The 24411-nt window shown below is 73.8% G+C and carries 14 protein-coding genes; 1 reads left to right on the top strand and 13 read right to left on the bottom strand.

Annotated elements, in window-relative coordinates; genetic code table 11:
* Window positions 1-4 precede the first annotated feature (4 nt).
* Window positions 5-2389 carry an acyl-CoA dehydrogenase family protein gene (locus tag ACZ6B8_RS09485; protein WP_471606815.1) on the top strand — a complete coding sequence of 795 codons (2385 nt, stop codon included), beginning with the start codon at window positions 5-7 and terminating at the stop codon, window positions 2387-2389.
* Window positions 2390-2499: 110 nt separating this feature from the next.
* On the opposite strand, the gene ACZ6B8_RS09480 is transcribed toward ACZ6B8_RS09485, so the two are convergent.
* The 13 genes from ACZ6B8_RS09480 to ACZ6B8_RS09420 all read right to left on the bottom strand — a co-directional run bounded on the left by ACZ6B8_RS09480 (window position 2500) and on the right by ACZ6B8_RS09420 (window position 24379).
* Window positions 2500-2922 (bottom strand): nuclear transport factor 2 family protein, encoded by a 423-nt coding sequence (locus ACZ6B8_RS09480; protein WP_471078122.1) that lies wholly within the window; start codon window positions 2920-2922, stop codon window positions 2500-2502.
* Window positions 2923-2948: 26 nt separating this feature from the next.
* Window positions 2949-4121, bottom strand: coding sequence for an FAD-dependent monooxygenase (locus ACZ6B8_RS09475; RefSeq protein ID WP_471606814.1), 1173 nt, complete (start codon window positions 4119-4121; stop codon window positions 2949-2951).
* On the bottom strand, window positions 4114-11490 hold the full coding sequence (locus ACZ6B8_RS09470; protein ID WP_471606813.1) for an amino acid adenylation domain-containing protein: 7377 nt from the start codon (window positions 11488-11490) through the stop codon (window positions 4114-4116). The genes ACZ6B8_RS09475 and ACZ6B8_RS09470 overlap by 8 nt, the downstream gene beginning before the upstream one ends.
* A gap of 62 nt (window positions 11491-11552) precedes the next feature.
* Window positions 11553-12527 carry an acyl-ACP desaturase gene (locus tag ACZ6B8_RS09465; RefSeq protein WP_471078113.1) on the bottom strand — a complete coding sequence of 325 codons (975 nt, stop codon included), beginning with the start codon at window positions 12525-12527 and terminating at the stop codon, window positions 11553-11555.
* Window positions 12528-12607: 80 nt separating this feature from the next.
* The gene (locus ACZ6B8_RS09460; RefSeq protein ID WP_471606812.1) at window positions 12608-14050 is read right to left on the bottom strand and encodes a DHA2 family efflux MFS transporter permease subunit; all 1443 of its coding nucleotides are present in this window, start codon (window positions 14048-14050) and stop codon (window positions 12608-12610) included.
* Window positions 14051-14159: 109 nt separating this feature from the next.
* The gene (locus ACZ6B8_RS09455) at window positions 14160-15005 is read right to left on the bottom strand and encodes an alpha/beta hydrolase (RefSeq protein ID WP_471078107.1); all 846 of its coding nucleotides are present in this window, start codon (window positions 15003-15005) and stop codon (window positions 14160-14162) included.
* Complete coding sequence (locus tag ACZ6B8_RS09450) at window positions 15002-16441, bottom strand: nitrosuccinate lyase (RefSeq protein ID WP_471606811.1); 1440 nt, start codon at window positions 16439-16441, stop codon at window positions 15002-15004. Before ACZ6B8_RS09450 ends, ACZ6B8_RS09455 begins: the two co-directional genes overlap by 4 nt.
* A complete protein-coding gene (locus ACZ6B8_RS09445; protein ID WP_471606810.1) occupies window positions 16438-18426 on the bottom strand; it encodes an FAD/NAD(P)-binding protein in 1989 nt (662 codons plus the stop codon). The genes ACZ6B8_RS09450 and ACZ6B8_RS09445 overlap by 4 nt, the downstream gene beginning before the upstream one ends.
* A gap of 78 nt (window positions 18427-18504) precedes the next feature.
* The gene (locus tag ACZ6B8_RS09440) at window positions 18505-19413 is read right to left on the bottom strand and encodes a prephenate dehydrogenase (protein WP_471078098.1); all 909 of its coding nucleotides are present in this window, start codon (window positions 19411-19413) and stop codon (window positions 18505-18507) included.
* Window positions 19413-20330, bottom strand: coding sequence for a phytanoyl-CoA dioxygenase family protein (locus ACZ6B8_RS09435; RefSeq protein WP_471606809.1), 918 nt, complete (start codon window positions 20328-20330; stop codon window positions 19413-19415). The genes ACZ6B8_RS09440 and ACZ6B8_RS09435 overlap by 1 nt, the downstream gene beginning before the upstream one ends.
* A gap of 50 nt (window positions 20331-20380) precedes the next feature.
* Window positions 20381-21445 (bottom strand): 4-hydroxyphenylpyruvate dioxygenase, encoded by a 1065-nt coding sequence (hppD, locus tag ACZ6B8_RS09430; protein WP_471606808.1) that lies wholly within the window; start codon window positions 21443-21445, stop codon window positions 20381-20383.
* Between the two features lie 22 nt (window positions 21446-21467).
* Window positions 21468-22736, bottom strand: coding sequence for a beta-ketoacyl-[acyl-carrier-protein] synthase family protein (locus ACZ6B8_RS09425; RefSeq protein ID WP_471606807.1), 1269 nt, complete (start codon window positions 22734-22736; stop codon window positions 21468-21470).
* Window positions 22733-24379: a class I adenylate-forming enzyme family protein gene (locus ACZ6B8_RS09420; protein ID WP_471078086.1), complete on the bottom strand. Its 1647-nt coding sequence runs from the start codon at window positions 24377-24379 to the stop codon at window positions 22733-22735. Before ACZ6B8_RS09420 ends, ACZ6B8_RS09425 begins: the two co-directional genes overlap by 4 nt.
* Window positions 24380-24411 lie beyond the last annotated feature (32 nt).

Raw genomic sequence — 24411 nt, 5'->3', positions numbered from 1 at the left:
CGTGATGAACCGCGGGGACCGGGCCCACGTCACGCTCGACGACGAGGTGGAGCGGGTCAGGCTGGAGGCCCGGCACCGGTTCGGGGGCTTCGTCCTCGACCGGGTCAATCCGGGCTCGTACTTCCTCAACCACCGGCGTGAGCCGCTCGACCGACGCCTCTTCGAGGAGGCGGGCGAGCTCGGTCTGCTGCGCTTCTCGCTGCCGGTGGAGGCGGGCGGCGACGGCCGGGACAAGCTCGCCTGGGGCGTGGTGGTCGAGGAGGTGGCCCGGCTCTCGCGCGATCCCGGCTTCGCCGTGCTGCTCGACATCACCGTCGAGATCACCGAGTTGATCCTGTCCAGCGGCAGGCCGGAACTGATCGAGGCCTACGTCCCCGACCTGCTGGCCGGGCGGCGCTTCGGGGTGCAGGGCGCCTACGAGAACCGGGACCCGTACGACTACCGGTCCACCGCGCGCCTGGAGGGCGACACCTGGGTGCTGAACGGCGCCAAGCGGTTCCTCGCGGGCGCCCGGTTCGCCGATCTGTTCATCCTGTTCCTGCGCGACGAGGCGTCCAACGACATGCTCGCCTTCGCCGTCGAGAAGGACGACCCGGGGGTGAGCGCCCTGCACATGGACACCATGGGCCTGCACACGATGGGTCTCGGCCAGGTCGTCCTGCACGACGTGCGGCTGCCCGCGTGGCGTCTGGTGTGGCGGGCCGACGCGCTCAGCGAACTCAACACGTACGCCCGCATCCGCCGCACGATGAGCGCCTGCGGCGTGCTCGGCGCCCTGGACGGGGTCGTCGACGCCTGCGTGGAGTCGCTCGGCTCGCGCAGGCGCGGCGGCCGTCCCGTGCTGGACCACAGCAACGTGGAGCGGACGGTCGGCGAGATGCGCATGCTGCTGCAGAGCGCACGCGCGACCGTCCACCGCGCCCTCGACGGGACCCGCTCGCCCGGACGCGACCCGCACTTCGACGAGTTCGCGACCGTCGCCAAGCACCGGACCGCCGAGTGCGCGCTGCGGGTGGGCCGGCTCGTGATGGGTCTGCAGGGCGGCGAGGCGTACATGTCCGCTTTCCCCTGGGAGCGGTTCATGCGCGACATCCTCGGGCTGATCTCCGGCCAGGGGTCCCAGGAGACGCTCCTCATCCAGCTCGGGCAGCGCGCGATCGTCGACCTGGAGGGCAGACGGGCCCGCGAGGACGCCGCCGAGCGTTCCGTCGCCCGGTGCGCCGACGCCTGGTGGGCGCTGCACGCCGTCGAACAGCGGCACGCCCTGGGCACACCGGGAAGGGGGGCGCCCGCCGACGCGGTCCGCGAGGTGCTCACCGCCGCGGGTCTCGGCGCGGACAGCGCGCCCGGCCCGCTGGACGCGCTGTCCGCGCTGCTCGACCGCGCCCACGCCCTCCTTGCCGCCGTACGGTCCGGGCAGCGGCCCGACGCGCTGCCCCCGGGGCCCGCGGGCCTGTTCGAGGGGCGGCTCGCCGAGGTCGCGGAGCGGGCCTGGGCCCTGGTGGCGTGCGCGGTGGCGTACGAGACGGGGCTCCTGAACCGCCTCGTACGGCCCGCGACGACCGAGGAGGCGGCCGACGGCCTCGGCGAGGACCTGGCCGGGGGGCTCCTGCGGATCCTCGCCGACGCCTCGCTGACACACCGGGACGACACGGGGCGCCATGTCGTCACCCCCGGTCTGCGGCGGGTCCTCGTCGGCGGGCCGCGCGCGGCGGCGTTCGCGGCGCGGCTGCGGCGCACGGCCGTCGCGGGAGCCCGGCTGCGCGCCGGGACCCCGGACCCGGTCCGCACGATGGTGCCGGGCTGCGGCGGCGAAGCGCCGGTACTCGTCGACGCGCTCGTCGACACCCTGCTCGGGCGGCTCGAAGGGCTGCCCTGGGCGCTGGACGGGTCCGGCGCGCGGGTGGGCTGCGCGGCCGGCGACGGGGGCCGCACCGCCGCGCACCTCGCCCGGCACATCCCGTTCGTGCCGGTGCTCGCGCTGGAGCCGGAGCCGGGGCGGGTGGCGGTGGACTCGGCGGCCCGGGACGGTGTCCTCGCGCGGGTCGACGTGCGGTCCGGGGACCGGGCGCGCTTCGCCGCGGGCGACGGGCTCGCCCTGGCCTGGCTGCCCGCGGGCGGCCGTTCGGCCGATGGACTGCGGCGGGAGGTGGCCGACGCCGCGCGGGCGCTCCTGCCGGGCGGCTGGCTCGTCGTGCCGTGCCCGCTCCCGCCCGGGCGCCGGCTGGGCGCCGCGGCCGCGCGGCTCGAACTGACCGTCGTGGGCGGCGCGTTGGCGCCCGGCACCGACGTCGAGGAGTCGCTGAGGGCCGCCGGGTTGGGTCAGGTGCGCGCGGAGTGGGCGGACTCGACGCTCGGGCTGCGCCTCGTCGTGGGACGCCGGCCGTAGACCGTACGCAGGCGGTACGCGGGCCTTACGCGAAGTGCGGCGGGGGCGGGGTGAGGCGGGAACCGTCCCGCCTCACCCCGCCCCCGCCGCGGTCCCGTCTCCGTCCCCTCTCAGTCCCGGCCGAAGAGAGTGCGGGCGAAGTACTGGGTGTCGAAGTACTCGCGCATGCTCGTGATGCGGCCGTCCTCCACCGTGAACTGGGCGCTGATCTCCAGGGCGTAGGGCGCGCCGTCCCGGGTCGTGGCCCGGGTGACGCACTCGACCGACACCTCACCGCCCTCGGCGATGACATGACGGACGTCGACCGTGTAGTCCGCCGTCGGGTCGAAGCGCTCCCCCATGGGCAGCAGGAACTTCTCGGCGATCTCCGCGAGGCCCTTCCAGGTGCCCGCCACCGGGTGGTCGCCCGGTATGTGGAAGACGGCGTCGGCGGCGACGAGCCGCGGGAGGGCCGCGGCGTCACGCTCGCGCAGCGCCGTGAGGTAGCCGCGTACGACGTCCTTGGCCCGGGCGGCGGAATCGGGGTGGTGCATGGTGGCTGCTCCCGTGGGTCGGTGGGTCATGCGTCGAGCAATTGGGGGGTCAGGGCGCGCTGGAACGGCTTGAAGAGCACGGACTGGGGGGCGTAGCGCAGATAGAGGTCGCGCACGGCGCGCAGGGCGGGGTTCTCCAGCTGCTCGAAGCCGCCGAACTTGCGGGAGACCTCCACCATTTCCCTGGTGCGCTCGCGCCGCAGCCCCTCGTACGTGCGCAGGGCCGTGACCGGGTCCTTGCGCGAGGCCAGGCACTGCGCGAGGACGACGGCGTCCTCGATGGCGGTGCTGCCGCCCTGGCCGAGGCTGGGCAGCATGGGGTGGGCGGCGTCCCCGAGGAGCGTCACGGGTCCGTCGCCCCAGTTCTCCAGGAACGGCCGGTCCTGCGCCGGCACGGCGACGATGTCCTCGGCCGGCGTGGTCCTGATCGCCTCGCGCACCTCGTCCGCCCAGCCCGCGTAGGCGCGCGTGATGCGGTCCTTGTCGCCGTCCCAGGTGCGGGCGGCCTCGGCCGGCATGTTCACGGTGCCCCACCAGTAGGCGCGGCCCTTGCCCACGTCGTGGATGCCGAACCTGCGGCCGAGCCCCCAGTAATGGGCGTTGAACCCCTTGGTGATCTTCGGGTGGGAGAACGGGGTCACCGAGAGCCAGCACAGGAAGCCGCCGTAGGTCGGTGCCTGCGCGCCGCCGGTGATCCGGGCGCGGATCGCGGAGTTGATGCCGTCGGCGCCGATCAGGAGGGAGCCGGTGGCCTCCCTGCCGTCCTCGAAGGTGACGCGTACGCCGTCGCCGGTGGTGGTGTAGCCGGTGGCCACCGCGCCCGTGTGCACGGGCAGGCCGCCGAGCGCGTCGAGCAGGGCCTCCTGGAGGTCGCCCCGGTACATGGCGACGCTCGGGGCGCCGAGCCGGTCGCCCGCCGTCTCGACCGGCAGCGAGCGGAGCGTGCGGCCCTTGTCGGTCATGATCCCGGTGTGCAGGATCGTCTGCCCGCGCTTCTCCAGGCCGAGGTCGATGTCCAGGGCGCGCAGCGCGGCCACCGCGTTGCTCATCACGGAGATGCCGAAGCCCGCGGGGCGCAGTTCGGGCGCGCGCTCGTAGACCTCCACCTCCACGCCCACGCGGCGCAGGGTCAGCGCGGTCGCGAGGCCTCCGATGCCGGCTCCGATCACGATGGCGCGGGGGGCGGTGCGTTCAGACACGTCGGTGTCCCTTCTCGGCGGTGCTTTCTGAGGTGCTCTCGGCGGTGCGCGGCCCGGCCGGTCCGGCGATCGCGGCGGCCACGTCGGCCACGTGCGGCTCCTCCATGATCGAAAGATGGTCGCCGGGTACGTGGACGACCTTCACGTGACCGGTGGTCATGGAGCGCCACCCGTTCACGGGGTCGGTGTGCTGGGTGCCGCCCGCGCCGTGCATCGCCCGCAGCACCCGCGGCAGCGGCTCGACGGCCCGGATGAGGGTGATGTCGTCGGCGCCCGGTCCGGGGCGGTAGTCCTGGGTGGCGCGCCAGTTGGCCTCGTACACCCGGAACAGCCTTCCGACGAGCGAACCGTCGCTGTCCGCGGGCAGGATGCCCTCGTCCGCGGCCGTCCTCGCGATGAAGTCGAACTTCTCCTTCAGCGTGGTGAGTTCGGCGGGAATGGCCTCCAGCGGCGAGTCGCCGCCGCGGCCGAGCAGAAGCAGCTCCCAGAAGAACCAGCCGAGCAGCGCCTCGTCGGTGTACCCCTGCCGTTCCTCGACGGGGCCGAGGGCCACGGTGTCCAGGAGGATCGTCTCCGCCACCTCGTGTCCAGCGGCCCGCAGTTGGCGCGCCATCTCGAAGGCCACGAAGCCGCCGAAGGACCAGCCGCCGACGGTGTACGGGCCCTCGGGGCGCACCCTGCGCATCGCCTCGATGTAGCTCGCGGCGATGGCGGGGACGGAGCGCAGCGGCTCGGTGCCCGGGTCGCCGCCGGACGCCTGGAACGCGAAGAGGGGGCGCCCGTCGGGCAGATGGCGGGCCAGCGGCAGGTAGCAGAGGACGTTGCCGCCCATGGGGTGGACGAGGAACAGGGGTGCCCCGTCGCCTTCGCCGCGGATCGGCACCAGGGGGTCGAAGGAGAGTCTGGCTCCCCCGGCCCGCAGGATCTCCGCGAGCGCCGCCGCGGTCGGCGCCGTGACGAACCGGGAGATGGGGATGGAGACGCCGTAGCGCTGCTCGATGAGGACCACGAGCCGCATGGTGGTGAGCGAGGTGGCGCCCAGCGCGAAGATGTCGTCGTGGAGGCCGACGCCGTCGACGCCGAGCAGGCCCTCCAGCAGCTCCACCAGGGTCCGTTCGTACCCGTCCCTCGGCGCGGGACCGTCCGCCGTGCCTGCCCGGCCGAGGGGCAGGCTCCGCAGCGCCTTGTCGTCCCTCTTGCCGCTCGGTGTCAGCGGAAGTGCGGGCAGCCACGCGAAGTGCCGGGGCACCATGAACTCCGGCAGGAGCCCGCGTAGAGCGCCGCTCAGCGCCCCCACGTCGGTGGCGGCGGCGTCGCCGACCAGGAAGGCCACGAGTTCGGTGGCCCCGTCCGCGTCGGCGCGGGCGACCACGGCCGCTTCCTCGACGCCGGCGCCCGAGGGCCCGGACGCGAGGCGCACGAGGGCGAGCTCGGCCTCGGCCGGCTCGACGCGGTAGCCGCGGACCTTCACCTGGGTGTCGGCCCGGCCCGCGTACACGAGGGCGCCGCCCGGCAGCCTGAGCCCCAGGTCACCGGTCCGGTAGGCGCCGACCTCGCCGCCGGGCCGCGCGAGGCGTACGAAACGTTCCTCGGTCAGCGCCGGTTCGCCGAGGTATCCGTCGGCGAGCGCGGCACCGGTGAGGTACAGCTCGCCCTTCACTCCGGTCGCCACGGGGCGGCCCGACGGGTCGAGCACCAGCACGTCCGTGCCCGGCAGGGGGGTGCCGATCGGGACGACGGCGGGGAAGGCCGCCGGGTCGCCGGCCAGGGTGTGGGCGGACACCACGTGCGACTCGGTCGGTCCGTACTGGTTCTCCAGGATCGCCCCCGGCAGCGCGGCGAGCAGCGTCCGGATCTCGTCGGTGACCCGCAGCTGCTCCCCCGCGGAGCAGATCACCCGCAGCCCGCGCGGTACGACACCGAGCGCGGCCGACGCCTCGGCGAGCCGCTGCAGGACGACGTAGGGCAGGAAGATCCGCGCCACGCCCTCGCGGTCGAGCAGCCTGAGCAGCGCGGGCATGTCCCGCCGTTCGTCCTCCGGAACCAGGCGCAGGGTGCCGCCCGAGCAGAGCGTGGAGTAGATCTCCTGGAAGGAGACGTCGAAGCTGAGCGGCGCGTACTGCGCGGTGGGCTCGCCCGCGGCCGAACTGACCGCCCTGATCTGCCAGCCGATCAGGTTGGCGAGCGAGCGGTGCGGCATCACCACGCCCTTGGGGCGTCCGGTGGAGCCTGAGGTGAACAGGATGTACGCGGTGCTGTCCGGGTCGAGGCGGCCGGCGGGGGGTTCCGCGCGGGAGTCTTCCGGCGTCGCGGGGCTCTCGGATGCCCCGGGCGTCTCGGATGTCCCGGTCCCCTCGGGTGTCCGGGTGTCGAACAGCGACTCCGCCGTCAGCAGCAGCGCGGGGTCGCCGAGCGAACCGGCGTCCGCCCGGCGGGCGATGATCCGCAGCGGCCGCGCCTGCGCCACCATGGCGGCGATCCTGGCCGCCGGGTAGCCGGTGTCCAGCGGCACGCACGCGGCGCCGGCCATGGCGGTGCCGAGGATGGCGGCGATCGTCTCCGGGGAGCGCTCCATCGCGATGGCGATGCGTTCCCCGGGGCGGGCGCCGAGGGCGGCGAGGCGTCGCGCCACCCGTTCGGCGCGGTCCCTCAACTCGCGGTAGGTCCAGGTGGTTTCGCCGTCGGACAGGGCCGGCGCGCCGGGGGTGCGGTCGGCCTGCCGGCTGAAGAGGAGCACCACGTCCTCGTCGTGGGCGTCGTCGTCCGTCGCGCCGGCCCGCGTGTGCTCCGGGGCCCCGGCGAGGAAGCCGAAGTCGGGCCGCGCGTCCGGCTCGTCGACGATGCGGCGCAGCACCTCGGCGCAGGTGTCGCCGAAGAGCTCGGCCTGGGCCGGGGTGATGCCGCGCCCGTCGCCGTCGACGCGCAGGGTCACCGTGCCGTCGACGGGGTGCGTGAAGGCGTTGACTAGGAGCTGGAAGTCGGTCTCCTCCCAGGCCGTGAACTCCTTGAGGCGCAGGCCGGGCAGGCTGAGCACGTCGGAGAGGACGTGGAAGTGCACGTAGTTGAACGCCGTGTGCAGCACCGGGGCGCCGTGGTCCTCCTGGATGGCGCTGAGCGGATAGCGCTGGTGGGGGTGGCCGGCGCGCTCCTGCCGGAACAGCTCCCGTACGACGTCGAGCCAACTGCCCGCGCTGCCCTGCCCGGTTCCGTCCGGCGAGGGGCCGCCGACCCTGATGGGCACGGTGTTGAGGAAGAGCCCCGCCATCCGCTCCGCCCCCGCGCGCTCCGGCCGGTTGTGGGTGATCAGACCGGTGGTGAAGTCGTCCGCGCCGGAGAACAGCCGCAGCGTCAGGGCGTACGCGCCGAACAGCAGGGACTTGAGCGGCAGGGCCTGCTCCCGGGCCAGGGCGCGGGCGCGGTGCACGACGTCGTCGGGAAGGGCGACGAGGTGGACCACCGGCTCCTGCCCGCGCGGGGGTTCGGCGAGCGCGAAGCCGTCGAGCCGCAGCGCCTCGGCCCCCGCCGTGACCGCCTTCCAGTGCGCGCGCGCCGCCGTGTCGGCCAGCGCGTCGCGCTCGCCCCGCACGTGATGGGCGGCGGCGGGCGGATCGTCGTCCGTGACGGGTCCGATGCCCCCGCCGGGCGCGTGCAGGTAGTCCTGGAGGAGTTCCCTGATGAGGTTCGCGACGCTGCCGCCGTCGAGCAGCGCGTGGTGGAAGCTCAGGACCAGGTCGACGCCGTCCTCGCGGACATGGGCCCGGAACAGGTACAGCGGGGCGTGCCCGAAGTCGTAGGAGTGGAAGCGCCGTTGCTCGACGTGCGCGAGGATCTCGGCCTCGGCGTCGCGCGCGGTGCGGCCGCGCAGGTCGGCCACTTCCAGGCCGCCGGCCGCGTCCGCGTGGACGATCTGCAGGGGCTCGGTGAAGCCGCCGAGGTCGAAGGAGGAGCGCAGCGCGGGGTGCCGGGCGACGAGCCGTTCGAAGGCGGCGCGAAAGCGTGTCTCGTCCCAGGCCGTCGCCAGCTGATAGCGGAAGACGTCGTGATAGACGGCGGACCGCTCGCTCTGCCGGCTGTGGTAGACGAGGCCCAGCTGGAGGCGGCTGAGGGGAAAGGCGTCGACCGCGTCCCCGAGGCGGGCCCGGTCCACGCGGGAGACGAGCCCGAAGGGCGGCAGCTCGGCGACAGGCCCCGCGGGCCTCGTGGTGGCGTGGGCGGCGAGACCCGCGACCGTGGGGTGGTTCACGAGGTCGTTCAGCGCGAAGTGGACGCCCTGCCGCTCGGCGTCGGCGCGCAGACGCAGCATCAGGAGCGAGTCGCCGCCGAGCGCGTGGTAGTCGTCGTGGATGCCGACTCGTGCCACGCCGAGTACGTCCGCCCAGATGCCGGCGAGGACGCGCTCGGTCTCGGTGCGGGGCCGGGCGCCCGGCTCGCGGCGGCCCGCGTCCGGTGCCGGCAGTGCGCGCCGGTCCAGCTTGCCGTTGGGGGTCAGGGGTATCGCGTCGATCCGCAGGAGGTGAGCGGGAAGCATGAAGTCGGGCAGTTCGACGGCGAGTTGGCGCCTGGTCTCCGCCGGATCGAGGTCGTGGTCGCCCGTGTAGTAGCCGACGAGGTAGGTGCCGCGCCGCTCCGAGGCGCGGTCCACGACGGCGGCGTCCCGCACGCCGGGTATCCGGGCCAGGGCGTCCCGCACCTCGCCGGTCTCGACGCGGTTGCCGCGGATCTTCACCTGGCCGTCGATGCGGCCGAGGTATTCCAGGGTGCCGTCGGCGAGCCAGCGGGCGAGGTCCCCGGTGCGGTAGAGCCTGCCGCCCTCGACGAACGGCGCGGGAACGAACTTGTCCCGGGTCAGCTCGGGGCGTCCGAGGTAGCCGCGGGCGAGCCCGACCCCTCCGATGCACAGTTCACCGGGTACGCCGACGGGCTGGGGCGCGCCTCCGGTGTCGACCACGTACAACTCGGTGTTGTCGATGGGGCGTCCGATGGGGACCCGGGCGACGGGCCGCTCCGGGTCGGCCGGGCAGGTGTGGGCGCTGACGTCGACGGTCGCCTCGGTCGGCCCGTACAGATTGCTCAGCGTCGGCGCCCCGGCGAGACCGGCGAAGACGCGGTTGAAGCGGTCGACACGGCCCGGGGGCAGCGCCTCCCCGCTGCACACCACGTGGCGCAGCGAACCCGCCAGCTCGCGGTGGCGGGGCGACTCCTCAAGGAGGTCGAGGAAGGGGCCCAGCATGGAGGGCACGAAGTGCACGACGCTGACCCGGTGCCGGGCGATGGTCCGCAGGAGCAGGCGGGGGTCCTTCTCCGCGCCCGGCGGCGGCAGCGCCACCCGGGCGCCTTCGACCGCCCACCAGAACAGCTCCCACACCGAGACGTCGAAGGAGATGGGGGTCTTCTGGAGGAGGACGTCGTCCGGGCCGATCGGCAGGGCGCGCTGCATCCACGCGAGGCGGTTGACCACCGACCGGTGCTCGACCATCACGCCCTTGGGGCGGCCCGTCGAGCCCGAGGTGTAGATGACGTAGGCCAGATCGCGGGGGCCCGACACGGGTTCGAGCCGGTCCGCGGGGCCCCGCGTCAGGTCGTCGACGGGGCACACGGGCGTCCCGGCGGGCACCGGCAGGCCGTCGGAGGCGCCGGTATCGGTGACCACGACCTTGGCGGCGCTGTCCCGCAGGATGTGTCCGATGCGTGCCGCGGGGTGTCCTTGGTCGACGGGGACGTACGCGCCTCCGGCCTTGAGGACGCCGAGGAGGGTGGCGAGCATCCGCGGGCCGCGTTCCATCAGCACGGCGACCCGGTCGTCGCGGCCCACGCCGCGCGAGCGCAGCGACCGGCCCACTTGGTTGGACAGGGCGTCGAGTTCGGCGTAACCCATGCTCTCCCGGCCGTCGGCGGTGAGCACGGCCGTACGGCCGGGGTGGCGGGCGGCCCGCTCCTCGAAGAGGGCGTGCAGGGTCGTGTCGTCGGCGAACGGGACGCTCGGGCCCCGGGCGAAGCGCTGGAGGTCCTCCTGCTCGCGGGCGCCGAGCATGTGCAGCTCGTCCGCGGCCAGTTCGGGTTTGTCGAGGCCGTGCGCGATCAGCGCCGTCAGGTGCTCGACGAACGAGGAGACGCTCAGGTCGCCGTCGAACACGTCGGTGGCGTACCGCACTTCGACCCGCAGGTCCGAGCTGCCCCGGGCGCCGACGACGGCGACCGCGAGCGCCTCCTGGTCGTGCGGCGGAGCCGTGAAGGACACTCCGCCGCGCCGCACGCCGTCCAGCGGCAGCGGGTTGCGCAGCGTCATGTAGGAGAGGGTGACGTCGAAGAGCCTGCGCTCCCTGGAGCCGTCCGCCGGCAGTTCCCGCAGCAGGTCCCCGATCGGCAGCCGCTGGTGCTGCTGGAGCTTGTCCACCGACTCCTGGACGCTCGCGGCGACACCCGCGAGCGGCTTTCCCCCGGGCACCTCGACGCGCAGCGGCAGGGTGTTGGCGTACTGCGCGACGGCCGTCAGCTCGGCCCGGGTGCGCCGGTTGAGCAGGGGTACGCCGATCACGGCCTGCGTGGACCGGTGCACGCGGGCGAGCCAGGTGCCGAGTGCGGCCGCGAGGTAGGCGAAGGGGGTGCTGCCGCTCTCCTTGATGCTCTCGACCACGGTGCCCGGCAGTGTGAAGGAGTGCAGCCCGAAGGAGGAGCCGCCGGTCGGGACGCGCCGGGTGAAGAAGTCCGGCTCCATCAGGGCCAGTTCGGCGCGGTGATGGGCCCGGTCGTCCGCGTACTCCTGGCCGGTGAAGTAGTCGTCGCGGCCGGTGACGGCGGCGAGCACGGACGGGGCGGGGCCGCGGTCCCGCGGCTCCTGCCCCCGGGCCCGGCGCGCGTAGTCCTCGATCAGCTCGGTGTGCAGGACCTCCGCGCCCCGCCCGTCGAGCAGCAGGTGGTGCCCCTTCAGGAAGAGCTGGACCGCGTCGGCCCCTTCGCGCAGCAGCGTCGCCCGGAACAGGCGCCGGCCGCGCAGCTCGAACGGGGTGGCCATGGCCCGCTCGCGCCAGGCGCGGCAGGCCGCCTCGGGGTCGGGTTCCGCGGAGAGGTCGACGAGGTCGACGGCGGGTCCGCCGTCGTCGGTCAGGGCGTCGGCGAGCCACTGGCGCGGCACGCCGTCGGGATCGTCGAACCGCAGCCGGAAGGCGTCGTGCCGCTCCAGGACGCGGGTGAAGCACGCGCGCAGGAGCTCACCGTCGACGGCACCGGAGAACCGTTCGTAGACGGCACCGTTGAACTGCGGGCTGCCGGGCGCCCGGGATTCCGCGAACCAGATGTCTCGCTGGTACGGGGACAGCTGAACTCGGTCGGTACTGATGAGCTTGTCCTGTTCGCCGGTTGGTGCCGTCACGGAGGGTTCTCAGGAGTGCGGGGTTCTCGGGGGTGCGGGTCCGCGGGAGCGCGGGGCTCCCCTCAAGAGGCCAGGGCGGCCGCCCGCTTGGCACGGGAGGCCCGGATGCCCTCACGCCGGTCGGTGAAGGAGGTGGCCTGGGCGTCCAGCTTCGCCAGGAAGGCGGCGAGCTCCTCGCGGGCCGCCTCGCCCGCCGGGCCGAGCCCGTCGCGCTCGAAGACGCGCAGTTTGCGCAGGATCGGCATGACCACGCTGTCGTGGTGCAGCCGCAGGTCGTAGATGCCCGCGATGGCGATCTCCGCGGACTTGCGCCCGAAGTCCTTGATCGTGGAGCCGGGCATCTCGAATCCGGTGACGACGTCCCTGACCACCTCCATGGCGGTGTCGGGCGCCAGCTCGAACGTGGCCTCGACGAGGTTGCGGTAGAAGACCATGTGGAGGTTCTCGTCCGCGGCGATCCGGGCGAGCAGGGCGTCGCAGACCGGATCGGTGCTCACCTGGCCGGTGTTGCGGTGCGAGATGCGGGTGGCGAGCTCCTGGAAGGCGGCGTACGCGATCGCGTGCACGGCGCTGAAGTTGTCGGGGCGGTCGTAGCCCACCTCCATGTGCGCCATCCGGGCCCGCTCCAGGGCGCGCGGGTCGACGGCCCGGGTGACCAGGAGGTAGTCGCGCAGCGCGGTGCCGTGTCTGGCCTCCTCGGCCGTCCAGCGGTTGACCCAGTTGCCCCAGGCCCCGTCCCTGCCGAACTCGGCCACCGCGAAGTGGTAGCCAGGCAGGTTGTCCTCGGTCAGCAGGTTCACCACGAGCGAGGTGCGGGCGACGTCCGGGAGGGTCGCCTCCTGGGGCTCCCACGCGGCGCCGCCGAGCGGGCCCTCGAAGGTACGGCCCTCGCTCCAGGGGATGTACTCGTGCGGGAACCACTCCTTGGCGACCCCGTGGTGGCGGTGCAGGTTCTCCTCCACCACCGGCTGCAGGTCGGCGAGGAGTGAGTGCTCCACGCGCGCGGCGGCTCGGTCGGACCGGTCGATGGGTGGCATCGCTCTCTCTTCACGTCGTCGTTCTGGTCTTCGGGGAACGGGGCGGGTGGCCGGCCCGGGCGGGCCGGCCACCCGTACGGTCACTGCGCGCGGGCACGGATCCAGGGGGTCGCCAGCGCTGCCGCGACGGAGCCGACGGCGCAGGCGAGGAACACCTGCAAGTACCCGGTGTCGTCGAGGACGTCGTGGCCCTCGAGGATCACCGCGAGCGCCGCGATGCCGAGCGCGCCGCCGATCTGGCGCGTCGTCATCAGCAGGCCGGTGCCGGACGCGAAGCGGCGCGGTTCGAGCGCGGCGGTGGCGGCGTTGGAGATGGCGGTCAGCGCGGCACCGATGCCGAGGCCGCCCAGGACGCCGATGGGCAGCCAGACGGCCGCGTACTGCCGCTCGGTGCCGAGCAGCAGGTACATCGCGGCGCAGGAGGCGCCGAAGAGGAGGGAGCCGCCGGCCACCGCGGCCCACTGGGAGCGCGCGCCGACCCTGCGGCCCACCACGATCGCGCCGAGCGCCGCGCTGAAGGCGCCGGGCGTGACGGCGAGGCCCGCCTTCAGCTCGGAGTAGCCCCAGACGGCGTTGAGGAAGAGCAGCGAGCTGAGCAGGTAGGAGTACATCGCCGCGCCGAAGAGCAGCGAGGAGACGTTCGTGGCGGCGAAGGTGCGGTTGCGCCACAGATCCAGCTCGAGGGCGGGCGCGGTCCGGCGCGCGGAGAGCAGCAGCGCGACGGCGACGAGCACGAGGCCGCCGACGATCAGCGTGAGGACGGAGCCGCTGCCCCAGCCCCACTCCGTGCCCTGCGTGACGCCGAAGACGACACCGCCGATGCCCAGGGCCAGGGCCAGCGTGCCGACCGGGTCGGGCAGTTTGCGGCCGCTCGGGGTGTCACCGGCGAGGCGGAGGGAGATCGCCACGATGGCGAGGCCGATCGGCAGGTTGATCAGGAAGACGCTGCGCCATCCCCACACGTCCACGAGGAGTCCGCCGAGGCTCGGCCCGACGGCCGCCGCCATGGAGCCGACCGCGCCCCAGACGCCGACGGCGACCTGCCGGCGGGCCGGCGGGGTGTGCTGGAGGACCAGGCCGAGCGCCGAGGGGATCATGCCCGCGGCGCCGACGCCCTGCAGCGCCCGCGCCCCGACGAGCATCGGCACGCCGCCCGCGAACCCGCTGAGCACCGAGGCGACGGTGAAGAGGACCGTGGACCACAGGAACAGCTGCTTGCGCCCGATCACGTCGGCGACGCGGCCCGCGACCGCGAGCAGCGCGGCGAACACGACGGTGTACGCCGTGACGACCCAGGTCAGCTGGGACAGCGAGGCGTCGGTGAAGTCGCGGCGCAGGTCGGAGAAGGCGATGTTGACGACGGTGGTGTCGAGCACCGCGAGGAAGGTGGCACCGGAGGCGACGAACAGCGCGAGCTTCGCGGACGCCGACGCGCCGGCCGCGGCCTCGTGCGCCCGCTCGTCGCCGACACCTGCGACGTCCCTCTGCCCCGCCCCGGGCGAGGGAGGTGAACTGGTGGTCATGGGTGGTTCCCTTCGTGGTCGGACCGCAGCCGCATCGGATGCCCGATAAAACTAAACGACCGTGCGTTCATTTAAAAGGCCGTACCGGCTCGGACCGCGGTCGACCGGACTACCGGGCGATGAACTCCAGGGCGGTGTCGACGATCGCCGGCTCCCCGAGGATCTTCCGGTGGCCGAGCCCGTCGGTGATCACCAGCTCCGCCCGCTCCCCGTGGGCCGCCTGCAGCGCGCGGGCCTGTGCCACCGGCACCATGTCGTCGTCCGCGTCATGGATGACCAGCATCGGTACGCCGATCTCCTCCGGCCGGCGCGTGGCGTCGAACTCCTCCCAGGGGTGGGGCACTTCGGCGAACAGACGGTGCTCGATGCGGTCGCGCAGGTCCTCGCGCAGGCCTCCGCCGAGCCCCAGGATCCGGGCGAAGGCGTCGGGGAAGTGCCCGAAGTCCTTCACCGCGGCGACCGTGACCAGGCGCCCGGCCTCCACCTCGCCGCGCAGCGCCAGGAGCGCGCCGGTGGCGCCGAGGGAGTGCGCGACGACCGAGTGGAACGCGCCGTACGTCCGCTGGAGCCGGCCGATGATCTCGCGGTACTCGAGGATCGTCGTGGAACGGCCGCCCGAACTCCCGTGCCCCGGCGCGTCGAAGGAGATCGGTGTGAACCCGAGCGCCTCCAGGCGCGGCACGAACGCGGCGTAGCGCGAAGCCCTCGACTGCCAGCCGTGCACCAGGAGGACGGGGCGCTCGCCGGTGCCCCAGCGGTACACCCGCACCCGCTTGCCGTTGACCGACAACTCCTCGGTGGTGGCGCGCTCGTGGACGGCACGCTCCACGGGCAGGACCTTGCCGCGCCGCACCGGATTGCGGAAGAGGGCGAAGGCCATGCGGCCCGCGAGGGCGGGGGCCGGTCGCGCCACCGCGTTCAGCAGGGAGCCGGCGAACAGCTCGGCGCCGCTCATACGTCCCCCTCCCCCGCCCCTGCCGGGGCGGCGAGTGCGGCCCGCAGCCGCAGGGCCTCGTGCGCCAACTCCGCTGCGGCGCCCGTGTATCCGGCCGGGTCCAGGAGCTCGTCGAGCCTCCCGCCATCGAAGCGCGCGGCGACCTCCGGCTCCCCGGCGAGCACCTCCGGCAGGGAGCGGCCGGAGGCGGCGCACTCGCGGGCGGCCCGGCTCATGACGTCCTTGGCGGCCGCCTTGCCGAGGACGGGCGCGAGCACGGCCGCGAGCCGCTCGGAGACGATCAGCCCGCCGGTGATGCCGAGGTTCTCCCGCATCCGCTCCGGGTGCACCTCCAGACCCGCCACCAGCTCGCGCGCGGTGTGCGCGGCGCCGCCGGCCAGCCGCAGACACTCGCGCAGCGGCTGCCACTCGGCGTGCCAGGCACCGGCCGAGCGCTCGTCCTCCGACAGCATCGCGTGCGTCAGCACACCGGCGTACGCGGGGACTTGCAGGGCGGCCGAGCGGATCAGGGTGGCGAGCGCGGGGTTGCGCTTCTGCGGCATCGCCGACGAGACGCCCCGGCCCGCCGCGGCGGGCTCCGCGACCTCGGCGACCTCGGTGCGGGCCAGGGACTGCACGTCCACCGCGATCTTCCCGAGCACCCCGGTGACCAGGGCGAGTTCACCGGCCAGGGCGGCGACCGGCAGCCGGTTGCTGTGCCAGGGCAGGGCCGGGGCGCGCAGGCCGGTCTCCGCGGCGAACCGTTCGGTCAGGCGCCGCGCGTACCCCGCGCTCCCCTGTCCGCCGTGCCGGAGCCTCTCGTACTCGACGTAGCCGGCCAAGGTGCCCGCCGCGCCGCCCAGTTGCACCACGAGGCCGCCGTCCCGCAGCGCCCTCAGCCGGTCCGTCGCCTCGCCCACCGCGGTCAGCCAGCCCGCCGTCTTGAGCCCGAACGTCGTCGGCACCGCGTGCAGCGCGAGGGTGCGCCCCGCCATGAGCGCGTCCCTGTGCTTTTCGGTCAGCGCGCGCAGCGAACCGGCGATGTGCTCCAGGTCCGCCAGCAGGATGGCGAGAGTGCGGTCCGCGACCAGCATCAGGGCGGTGTCGAAGATGTCCTGGCTGGTGGAGCCGCGGTGCACGTAGTCGGCGGCCGCCGGGTCCTTGTCGGCCACCAGCCGGGTGAACGCCTGCACCAGGGCGACGACCGGGTTGGCGGCGCCCCTGCCGAGCCGGGCCAGCTCGCGCAGGTCGAGGAGGTCGGCGCGGGCCAGCTCGGTGATGGTCCCGGCCGCCGCCGACGGGACGGTGCCCAGCGTGGCCTGGGCCCGGACGAGGGCCGTCTCGGCGTCGAGCATGGCCTGCAGCCAGGCGCCGTCGGACGTCGCGGCCTCGGCGGGCGTTCCCGCGCGGACGGGGCTGAGCAGTCCCGCGTCGATGACGGGTGGGATGGGGGTCACCTCGTCAGCTCTCCGATCATCTCGCTGGGCCTGTGGGCGCCCGGGACCAGACCGAGGACGGCGAGGGCGACGGCGTCGGAGTCCTGCAGCGTCACGGAGTTCACGCCGGGCCGGATGCCCGCCGCGGTCGCCCAGTGCACGGACTCGGTGGGCACGCCGAAGACGAAGCGCCGCGGATGCGGCCTGCCGTCCGCGTCGATCAGGTGGAACGGCGCGTCGGTGACGGCGACTCCGCCCGTCTCGTACACGGACCCGTCGGGGTCCGTCACCTCGTACGGGCGGCACTGGCCGTCCTGAAGGAGCCGCAGCAGCAGTGGATCGGCGGTCGCCCGCAGGTCGATCTCCGGCAGGCGTGCCTCGATCAGGGTGGTCGCCCGGGTCAGCGAGCCGGGCACCGCGGCCGACTCGACGGTGAACGCCCGCAGCGACTCGTCCGCCGCCGCCCGCGTGTCGGGTCCGAGCACGCGCAGCACACCGGCCTCGATCAGGGCGATGGCCTCCTCGATGCGCCGGGCGGGCGGGCCGATGGAGAGGAAGGCGTTCAGCGGCGTGTACCAGGCGTCCAGGTCCTCGCGGTGCGAACGGCCCGTCAGACCGCCGTGATCGATGATCATGCGGAGTTCGTTGCGCAGGTCCCGCAGGACGTCGAGCGCGGCCTTGAGCGGCCCCGCCACGTTCCCCGCCCGGGCCGCCCTGAGGTCCTCGCGCAGGTGGCCGAGGAGCCACTCGGTGAACTCCTCGGGCGCGCCGAACTCCCGCCCCGCGTAAGGCCGTGCGACCCGGTCCCAGTCCCACCGGTCCGCCGCCGGGATGCCGTAGGCGTCCAGGACCTCCCGCTCCTCGGCGCTGCCCGGCCCGGCCGCCAGATAGCGGGCGCGCAGCCGTCCGGCGTCGAGGGGGCGTCCCTCGCCGGCGAGCAGGGCGGTGTAGTAGACGGTCTCGACCTCCTTGGCGACCAGCGGCCACAGCGCCTCGCGGAAGTCGACGCCGCCCTCGCGCCGGGACCGCTCGCACAGCTCCCCGATCACGTCGGGGGTCAGTACGGCCGGCTCGTGGCGGCCGTGCGCGCCCTTCTGGTTCTCACCGCGCGAGTGGAAGGGCAGGCCCCGCCGGGACCCCGCGACCAGGCGCGGCTCGCGGCCCGACGGCCGGTACACGAGCCCGGCCCCGGGCCCCTCGCCGCGGCGCTCGAACCGGCCGCCCCTGCCGAGCGTCAGGAGCGCCATGTAGTCGAAGAAGTTCAGGCCGAGCCCGAGCAGCGCGACCGTCTCGCCCGGCTGTACGGGTGCGAGGTCCACGTCGGCGGGGTTGGCGGGCGCCACGTAACCGAGGCCGTGCGCCCTGGCGAAAGCGCCGAGTTCGCGCTGGCGGGGTGAGCGGCGCACCGCCAGATGTCCCTGGGCGAGGACGACGGCGTCGAGCCCCTCGATCAGCGTCCCGTCGTCGAGCAGGACGCTCTGGCCGGCGCCGTCCGGCCCGCCGGCCGTGTCCGCCTCGTCGGCCAGGGAGACCGCACGGGCCTGGTGCACGACGGTGGTCAGCCGGCCCGCCGCCGTCGTCGCGACGCGCTGGAAGACCCACTGGAGGTAGTGGCCGTAGAAGGCCCGGGAGGGGTAGGAGTCGGGTCCGAGCGCGCGGGCCTCGGCGAGCACGCGCTCGTCGTGGTGCCGGTCGTCCATCGGGCCGATGAGGACGAGGAAGCGCGCCCATTCGTACAGGCTGGGTCCCGGCGCGAGCTGCCCGCGGAGCTGCACGCTCTCGTCGGTGAACATCGTGACCTGGGAGGCCACCGTGTTCATCAGCAGGTGTGCGGACTGGTCACTGCGCCACACCTGTCCGGCACCGGGCGGGAAGGGGTCGACCACGTGCACGGTGATCGCCGTCTCCGGCGCGGCCGACGCGGCGTTCGCACACAGCCGTTCCAGGACCGAGAGCCCGCGGGGCCCGGCACCGATGAGGCAGACGTCGAGCCGTCGGCTGGTCATAGTCAGTCTCTCCACTGAATCGGAAGTCGTCTGGGCCCTGCCGCTCGGCCGGGCTTCGGCACCTGGGTCGCCGCCATCTCAGGTACCGGCCGCCACACCGGTCAGGCGCGGTCCGCCCGAGGCGACCCCCGGGATCAGGCCGCGTCCCTGCACCCCGCGTACCAGGGCCGAGGTCAGGTGCGTCCTGCTGCTGCCGTACCGCTCGGGCGGCACGGCCGGCGAGGCCGCGCCCATGTCGCGCAGCGCGTCCACGAGCGTGCCGAGGTCGAGGGCGACCTCGGCGAGGACCTCCGCGACCGCCGTGGCGTTGGAGCCGAGGATGTCGGTCCACAGCTCCGCGTCGCCGCCGGCGATCCGCGTCACGTCGCGCAGCCCCTGCCCGGCGAGCTGGAGCTGCGAGGTGTCCCCGTCGAGGAGGCGGGCGGCCACCAGGCTCGCCACCACGTGCGGGGCGTGCGAGGTGAGGGCCACCGCCCTGTCGTGCGCGGCGTGGGCCATCACCAGGGGTCGCGCCCCGCAGAGCGCGGCCAGTTCCCGCACCCGCCGCACGGTCGGCTCGCCGGTCTGCGCCGTCGGCGTGAGCACCCACGGTCTGCCGCGGAACAGGTCGCCCTGCGCCGCGAGCGGCCCCGACTGCTCCCGGCCCGCCATGGGGTGGCCGCCGAGGTAGCGGGTCAGGTCGCAGCCGAGCTCCGCCGCCTCCTCCTGCGGCCGCACCTTGACGCTCGCCACGTCGGTGAAGTCCTGTGCCAGCTCGCGCAGTTGGTATTCGTGCAGGGTCGCCGCGACGTGCTGCGGGGGTACGGCGATGACGGCGAGGTCCACCGGCGTGCGCGGGAATCCGACCACGCCGGCCCCGAGCCCGGCCGCGACCCCCGCCACCTCGGGGTCACGGTCGATGAGGTGGACGTGCACGCCCCGGCCCCGCAGGGCCAGGGCGACGGACGTACCGATCAGACCGGTTCCGACCACCGCGGCACTGCGCATCAGCGGCTGCTCCACAGCAAGGGCAGGTACTCGGGGTCGCTGTAGTCCGGCGTGCCCGCGGCGGTCCTGCGCACCAGCACGTCGTGGTTGTAGGCGACCTCGGCGCCGTCCGAGCGGCGGAACTCGCGGTAGCGGTTCTCGCCGTCCTGCAGGTGGAAGGAGATGGCGCGGCGCGGGCGGTCGCTGACGTTCGCACCGCTGCCGTGGTAGGTGCGGCAGTGGTGGAAGTTGACGTGGCCCTTGGGGATGTGGACCGGGATCTTGCGGACCTCGACGCCGTTGTAGCGCGCGTTCTCCTCCAGCATGACGTCGAGTTCGCTGCGGTCGCGCTCGGCGAAGTGCAGCGACGTCGCGTCGTTCTCCGCGATCTCCTTCCACAGGTGGCTGCCGTCCACCATGGTGATCGTGCCCATCTCCTCGCCGCAGTCGTGGAAGGGGATGAACGCCGTCAGCATCCGCTCGGAGGTGCAGGTGGCCCAGTAGTGCCGGTCGAAGTGCCAGGGCACGATGTTCGACTGCTCCTCGGCCACCGGCGGCTTGAAGATCAGGGTGGACTGGAACACCCGGATCTGCTCGGCCTCGGCGATCCTCGCGGCCACCGCGCCGAGCAGCGGCTTGCGCAGGATGCGGCCGATCGTGTCGTCCTCGTAGTGGACGTAGTCGTTGTGGCGCTGGACCGGGCCGTGCTCCGGCTCCCAGTAGGCCAGCTTGGGCGGGCGCACCGGCAGGGTGCGGTCGCGGTGGCCGGCGTAGAAGTTCTCGCTCGCCGCCTCCAGGAGGTCGATCTCCTCGTCCGTGAAGAGCTTCTTGGAGAGGTACCAGCCGTGCTCGGCGTAGAAGTGGACGTCCTCGTCGGTGGGGAGGAGTTCGCGCTCCTCCTCCGTCAGGGCGAACAGCGTGGGGTCAGATACGGTCACGGGTCTTCCTTCGGTACGAGTGCTGCGGTGCGGATGAGGGGCCCCGGCGGTCAGGCGGTCGCCTTCTCGCGGGCCACGGCCTCGTAGAGGGCCTTGATGTTGCCGCTCCCGAACGTCTTGGCACCGTGGCGGTCGATGACCTCCCAGAAGAAGGTCTTCCTGACGTGCGGGGACTGGGTGAAGATCTGGAAGACCTGGCCCCAGTGGTCCTGGTCGACCAGGACGTTGGTGCGCCGCAGGTCCTCGGTCTTGAGGTCCGGGCGCCCCATGCGCTCTTCCAGCTCGTCGTAGTAGGCGTCGGGGGTCTCCAGGAACCGCACGCCGCGCGCCTCCAGGGCGGGCACCGCGGAGACGATGTCGTCGGCCAGGAGCGCGAGGTGCTGTACGCCGGCGCCGCCGTGCCGGGCGAGGAAGCCGTCGATCTGGCCCGGCTTGCGGTCGGTCACCGGCTCGATGAGGGTGAAGGTCACCTGCTCGGAGGGGCTCTGCACCACCTTGGAGTCCATGGCCTGCTCGCCGACCTCGATGAACTCCTCGAAGATTTGCCGGAATCCGAAGACCTTCTCGTAGAAGGCGACGGTGGGCCGCAGCTGGCCGGCGGGCAGGCAGATCGCCGCGTGGTCCACGGTGTTCAGCAGGTGCGCGCCCTCGTCCGGGTCCTCGGCGATGATGTCCATCACGCCGGGCAGGAACTCCGAGCGGTCGCCGGTGCGCTGCACGAAGCGGTGGGCGACGTCGCCGAAGCCGAGCACGGAGGCGGTGACCACCTCGGTGCCGTCCTTCTCGTGGGTGCGGGGCTCCTCGACGGCGGTGGCGCCGCGCTCCACGGCGAGGGCGAACGCCTTGGCCGCGTCGGCGACTTCGAACGCGATGTTGGCCACGCCGTCACCGTGCCGGGCCACGTACGCGGCCGCGGGGTGCTCGGGGGTCAGCGCGGAGGTGAGCACGATCTCGATGCCGCCCTGGCGCAGCAGCAGCGAGCGCCGGTCGGCCTGGCCCGTCTCGGGGCCCGCCTGCCCGCACACCCGGAAGCCGAACGCGGTGCACAGGTAGAACGCCGACTGCTGGGCGTCCCCGACGTAGAACTCGATGTGGTCGACAGCTCCGATGTCCACGATTGCCTTTCCTCTAGTTCCTCTAGCGCTTCTTGCGGCTGCTGGCCGTGCCGAGCAGCAGGCTGACGTTGTGCCCGCCGAAGGCGAACGAGTTGGAGATCACGGCGTCCACCCGCTGCTGCCGTGCCTCGCCCCGCACGTGGTCGAGGTCGCAGTGGGGATCCACCTCGTCGAGGTTGTGGGTCGGCGGCAGGACGCCCCGGGAGACGGCCAGGGCGCTGAAGGCCGCCTCCACCGCGCCGGATCCGCCCAGGAGGTGGCCCGTCATCGACTTCGTGCTGCTGATGGCGGGGGTGTTCGCCCCGAACACGGCCCGTACGGCCTTCGTCTCGGCGACGTCGCCGAGCTTGGTGGCCGTGCCGTGTGCGTTGATGTAGCCGATGTCCTCGGGGGCGAGGCCCGCGGTGCCGAGCGCGCCGCGCATGCTGTGCGCGGCTCCGTCGCCGTCGGGGCGCGGTGCGGTGGGCCGGTGGGCGTCGGTGGTGGCGCCCCAGCCGAGCAGGTCGGCGTAGCCCGCGGCGCCCCGGGCGTCGGCGTGCTCGACGCGTTCGACGACGAGCACGCCGGCGCCCTCGGCGAGCACGAAGCCGTTGCGGCGCCGGTCGAAGGGGCGGCTCGCGGCCTCGGGGTCCTCGCCCCAGCCTTGGGCCAGCGCCCTGGCGTGGGCGAAGGCGAGGGCCGACGTCGGGTTGAGCGGGGCCTCCGCGCCGCCGCAGACCACCACGTCGGCCTCGCCGTAGCGGATCAGCCGGGCGGCCTCCGCGACGGCGTGGGCACCGGCGGCGCAGGCCGTGGCGATGGCCGAACTCCAGCCGCGTATCCCGTGTTTGATGGCGATGCGGGCGGCCGCCATGTTCGGCAGCATGCCGGGCAGCAGGTACGGGCTGACCGCGGTCGGGCCGCGCTCCGCCCTGGCCTGCGTCTGCGCCTCGTACGTCGAGAGTCCGCCCGCGCCGCTGGAGACGACCACGGCGACCCGGTGCGGGTCGACGTCACGGCCGACGACCAGGCCCGCGTCGGCGAGCGCGTCGTCCGCGGCGGCCAGGGCCATCAGGGCGTAGCGGTCGACGAGCCGGCCCTCGCTGGGCGGCAGCACCTCGCGCGCCTCGATGCCCGGCGCGATGCCCGCGACGTCGATGCTGCCCGCGAGGAGGTGGTCCTCGGGCGGTCTGCGCAGCCCCGACTTGCCGTGGCACAGCGCGTCGAAGTTCTGCGCGGCGCCGCGGCCGAGCGGGGTGAAGGCGCCGAGGCCCGTGACGACGGCGCCGGGTCCCGTGGTGGGAGGTGTCATGCCGCCACCCCCGCGGAGGCCGGGGCGGTGAGCAGTTCACCGTCGAGGAAGCGCCGGCGCAGCAGGATCTTGCGGACCTTGCCGGTCGCGCCGAGGGGGATGCGGTCCGGGCTGACGACGACCACGCGCTCGACGGTGGCGGCCACCTCGGGGTCCAGGGCGGCGAGCACCTCGGGGGTGCGGTCGGCGTCCTGGTCGGCCTGCGGGTCGAGCAGGAGCAGCACGGAGGTGGCGACCCGCTCGTCGGTTCTTACCGCGACGACGGTGCATTCGAGGACGTCGGCGCACGCGGCGAGCACCTGCTCCTCGCAGAGCATGGTGAAGAGCTTCTTGCCGTCGCCCAGATCGACCGAGTCGACCATGCGGTCGACGTGGTAGTAGTAGCCGGCCTCGTCGCGGAAGACCAGGTCGCCGGTGAGGAAGTAGCCGTCCCTGCGGGTGCGGTAGGTGGTCACCGAGTCGTTCCAGTAGCCGAGTGAGAGCGTCGGCGCGCTGATGGCGAGCTGGCCCACCTGCCCGGTGCCGAGCTTCTCGCCGTCGTCGTCGACGACCGCCACGTCGGAGAAGGCGTGCGGTTTGCCGATGCAGCGGCCGTAGCGGCCGGTGTCGGGCGTGTGGGTGATGTGGAACTGGGAGTGCCCCATCTCCGTGGAGCCGAGGCCGTCGACGAAGAACGAGCCCCGGGTGCGGACCCGGCCCTCGCTGGTGACGGACTCCCGGGTGCCGACGGCGATGAGCTTGCGGATGTGCGCCTCGTGGGCGCAGTCCCCGGTGTTCCACCAGGTCCGTACGGAGTCCATGGCGCGGGCCGAGAGGTCGTGGCCCGCCAGCTCCGACCAGGTGGTGGCGAAGCCGAGGACGGCGTGCGGCTGCCAGGACTCGATGGCGTCGAGCACCGGGCCGCCGGACTGCTGGGAGAGCAGGGCGAGTTGGGTGCGGTTGGTCAGCGCGAGGTTGACCGCGATGACGGTGGCCGCGTGCGCCGAGGGCAGTGCGCCCAGCATCCGGTCGATGCCCTGGCCCTTGGGCAGCGAGAGCCGGTGGCGGATGGCGGCGAAGAGGCTGTGGTGCGAGTGGGTGACGGCCTTGGGCAGGCCGGTGGTGCCCGAGGAGTGGGTGATGACCACGGGTTCGTTGCCGTGGTGGCGGTAGGCCTTGGGGGCGTCGGCCGGGTCGCCCTCGCCGAGGCCGGCCGGCTCGGCGAGGAGCGGTGTGCCGATGCCCAGGTCCTTGAGGGAGTCCCAGTGCGCCGTGTCGGCGATGACGCCGACCGCCCGCAGCCGCTTGATGTACTCGCCGGCCTGCTCGGCCGGGACCCGTCCGTTGACCAGAGCGGGGATCGCGCCGAGGCGCGTCAGGGCGAGGTAGCCGAGCACCTGGTCGGCGGCCGCCGTCACGAAGACGGCGACCACGTCGCGGGGCCTGACCCCGAGGGCGTGCAGGGCCGCGGCGCGGGCCGCGACCCGCTCGCCCAGCTCGGCGAGGGTGAGGGCCCGCCAGGCGGGGTGCCCGTCGACCTCGGTGTCGAAGGTGATGCTCGGGGCGTCGAGGCCGGTGCCCCGCTCGAGCAGCGTGGTCAGCACGTTGCCGACGCCGAGACCTTGGTCACCGGCGAGCTCTGCGCGCTCGTTCTTGGGATGCATTCCCCGTTGTCTCCGCTCTCTGGATCGTGCTC

Source organism: Streptomyces sp. NPDC041122 (genome assembly GCF_055592445.1).
Note: the sequence above shows the minus strand (reverse complement) of the source record. Positions and strands in the feature narration are given on the sequence as shown.

Coding starts and splice junctions, on each gene's coding strand:
- ACZ6B8_RS09485 (WP_471606815.1), top strand. CDS start 5: ATGAACCGCGGGGACCGGGCCCACGTCACGCTCGACGACGAGGTGGAG.
- ACZ6B8_RS09420 (WP_471078086.1), bottom strand. CDS start 24,379: ATGCATCCCAAGAACGAGCGCGCAGAGCTCGCCGGTGACCAAGGTCTC.
- ACZ6B8_RS09460 (WP_471606812.1), bottom strand. CDS start 14,050: ATGACCACCAGTTCACCTCCCTCGCCCGGGGCGGGGCAGAGGGACGTC.
- ACZ6B8_RS09480 (WP_471078122.1), bottom strand. CDS start 2,922: ATGCACCACCCCGATTCCGCCGCCCGGGCCAAGGACGTCGTACGCGGC.
- ACZ6B8_RS09425 (WP_471606807.1), bottom strand. CDS start 22,736: ATGACACCTCCCACCACGGGACCCGGCGCCGTCGTCACGGGCCTCGGC.
- ACZ6B8_RS09440 (WP_471078098.1), bottom strand. CDS start 19,413: ATGCGCAGTGCCGCGGTGGTCGGAACCGGTCTGATCGGTACGTCCGTC.
- ACZ6B8_RS09445 (WP_471606810.1), bottom strand. CDS start 18,426: ATGACCAGCCGACGGCTCGACGTCTGCCTCATCGGTGCCGGGCCCCGC.
- ACZ6B8_RS09455 (WP_471078107.1), bottom strand. CDS start 15,005: ATGAGCGGCGCCGAGCTGTTCGCCGGCTCCCTGCTGAACGCGGTGGCG.
- ACZ6B8_RS09465 (WP_471078113.1), bottom strand. CDS start 12,527: ATGCCACCCATCGACCGGTCCGACCGAGCCGCCGCGCGCGTGGAGCAC.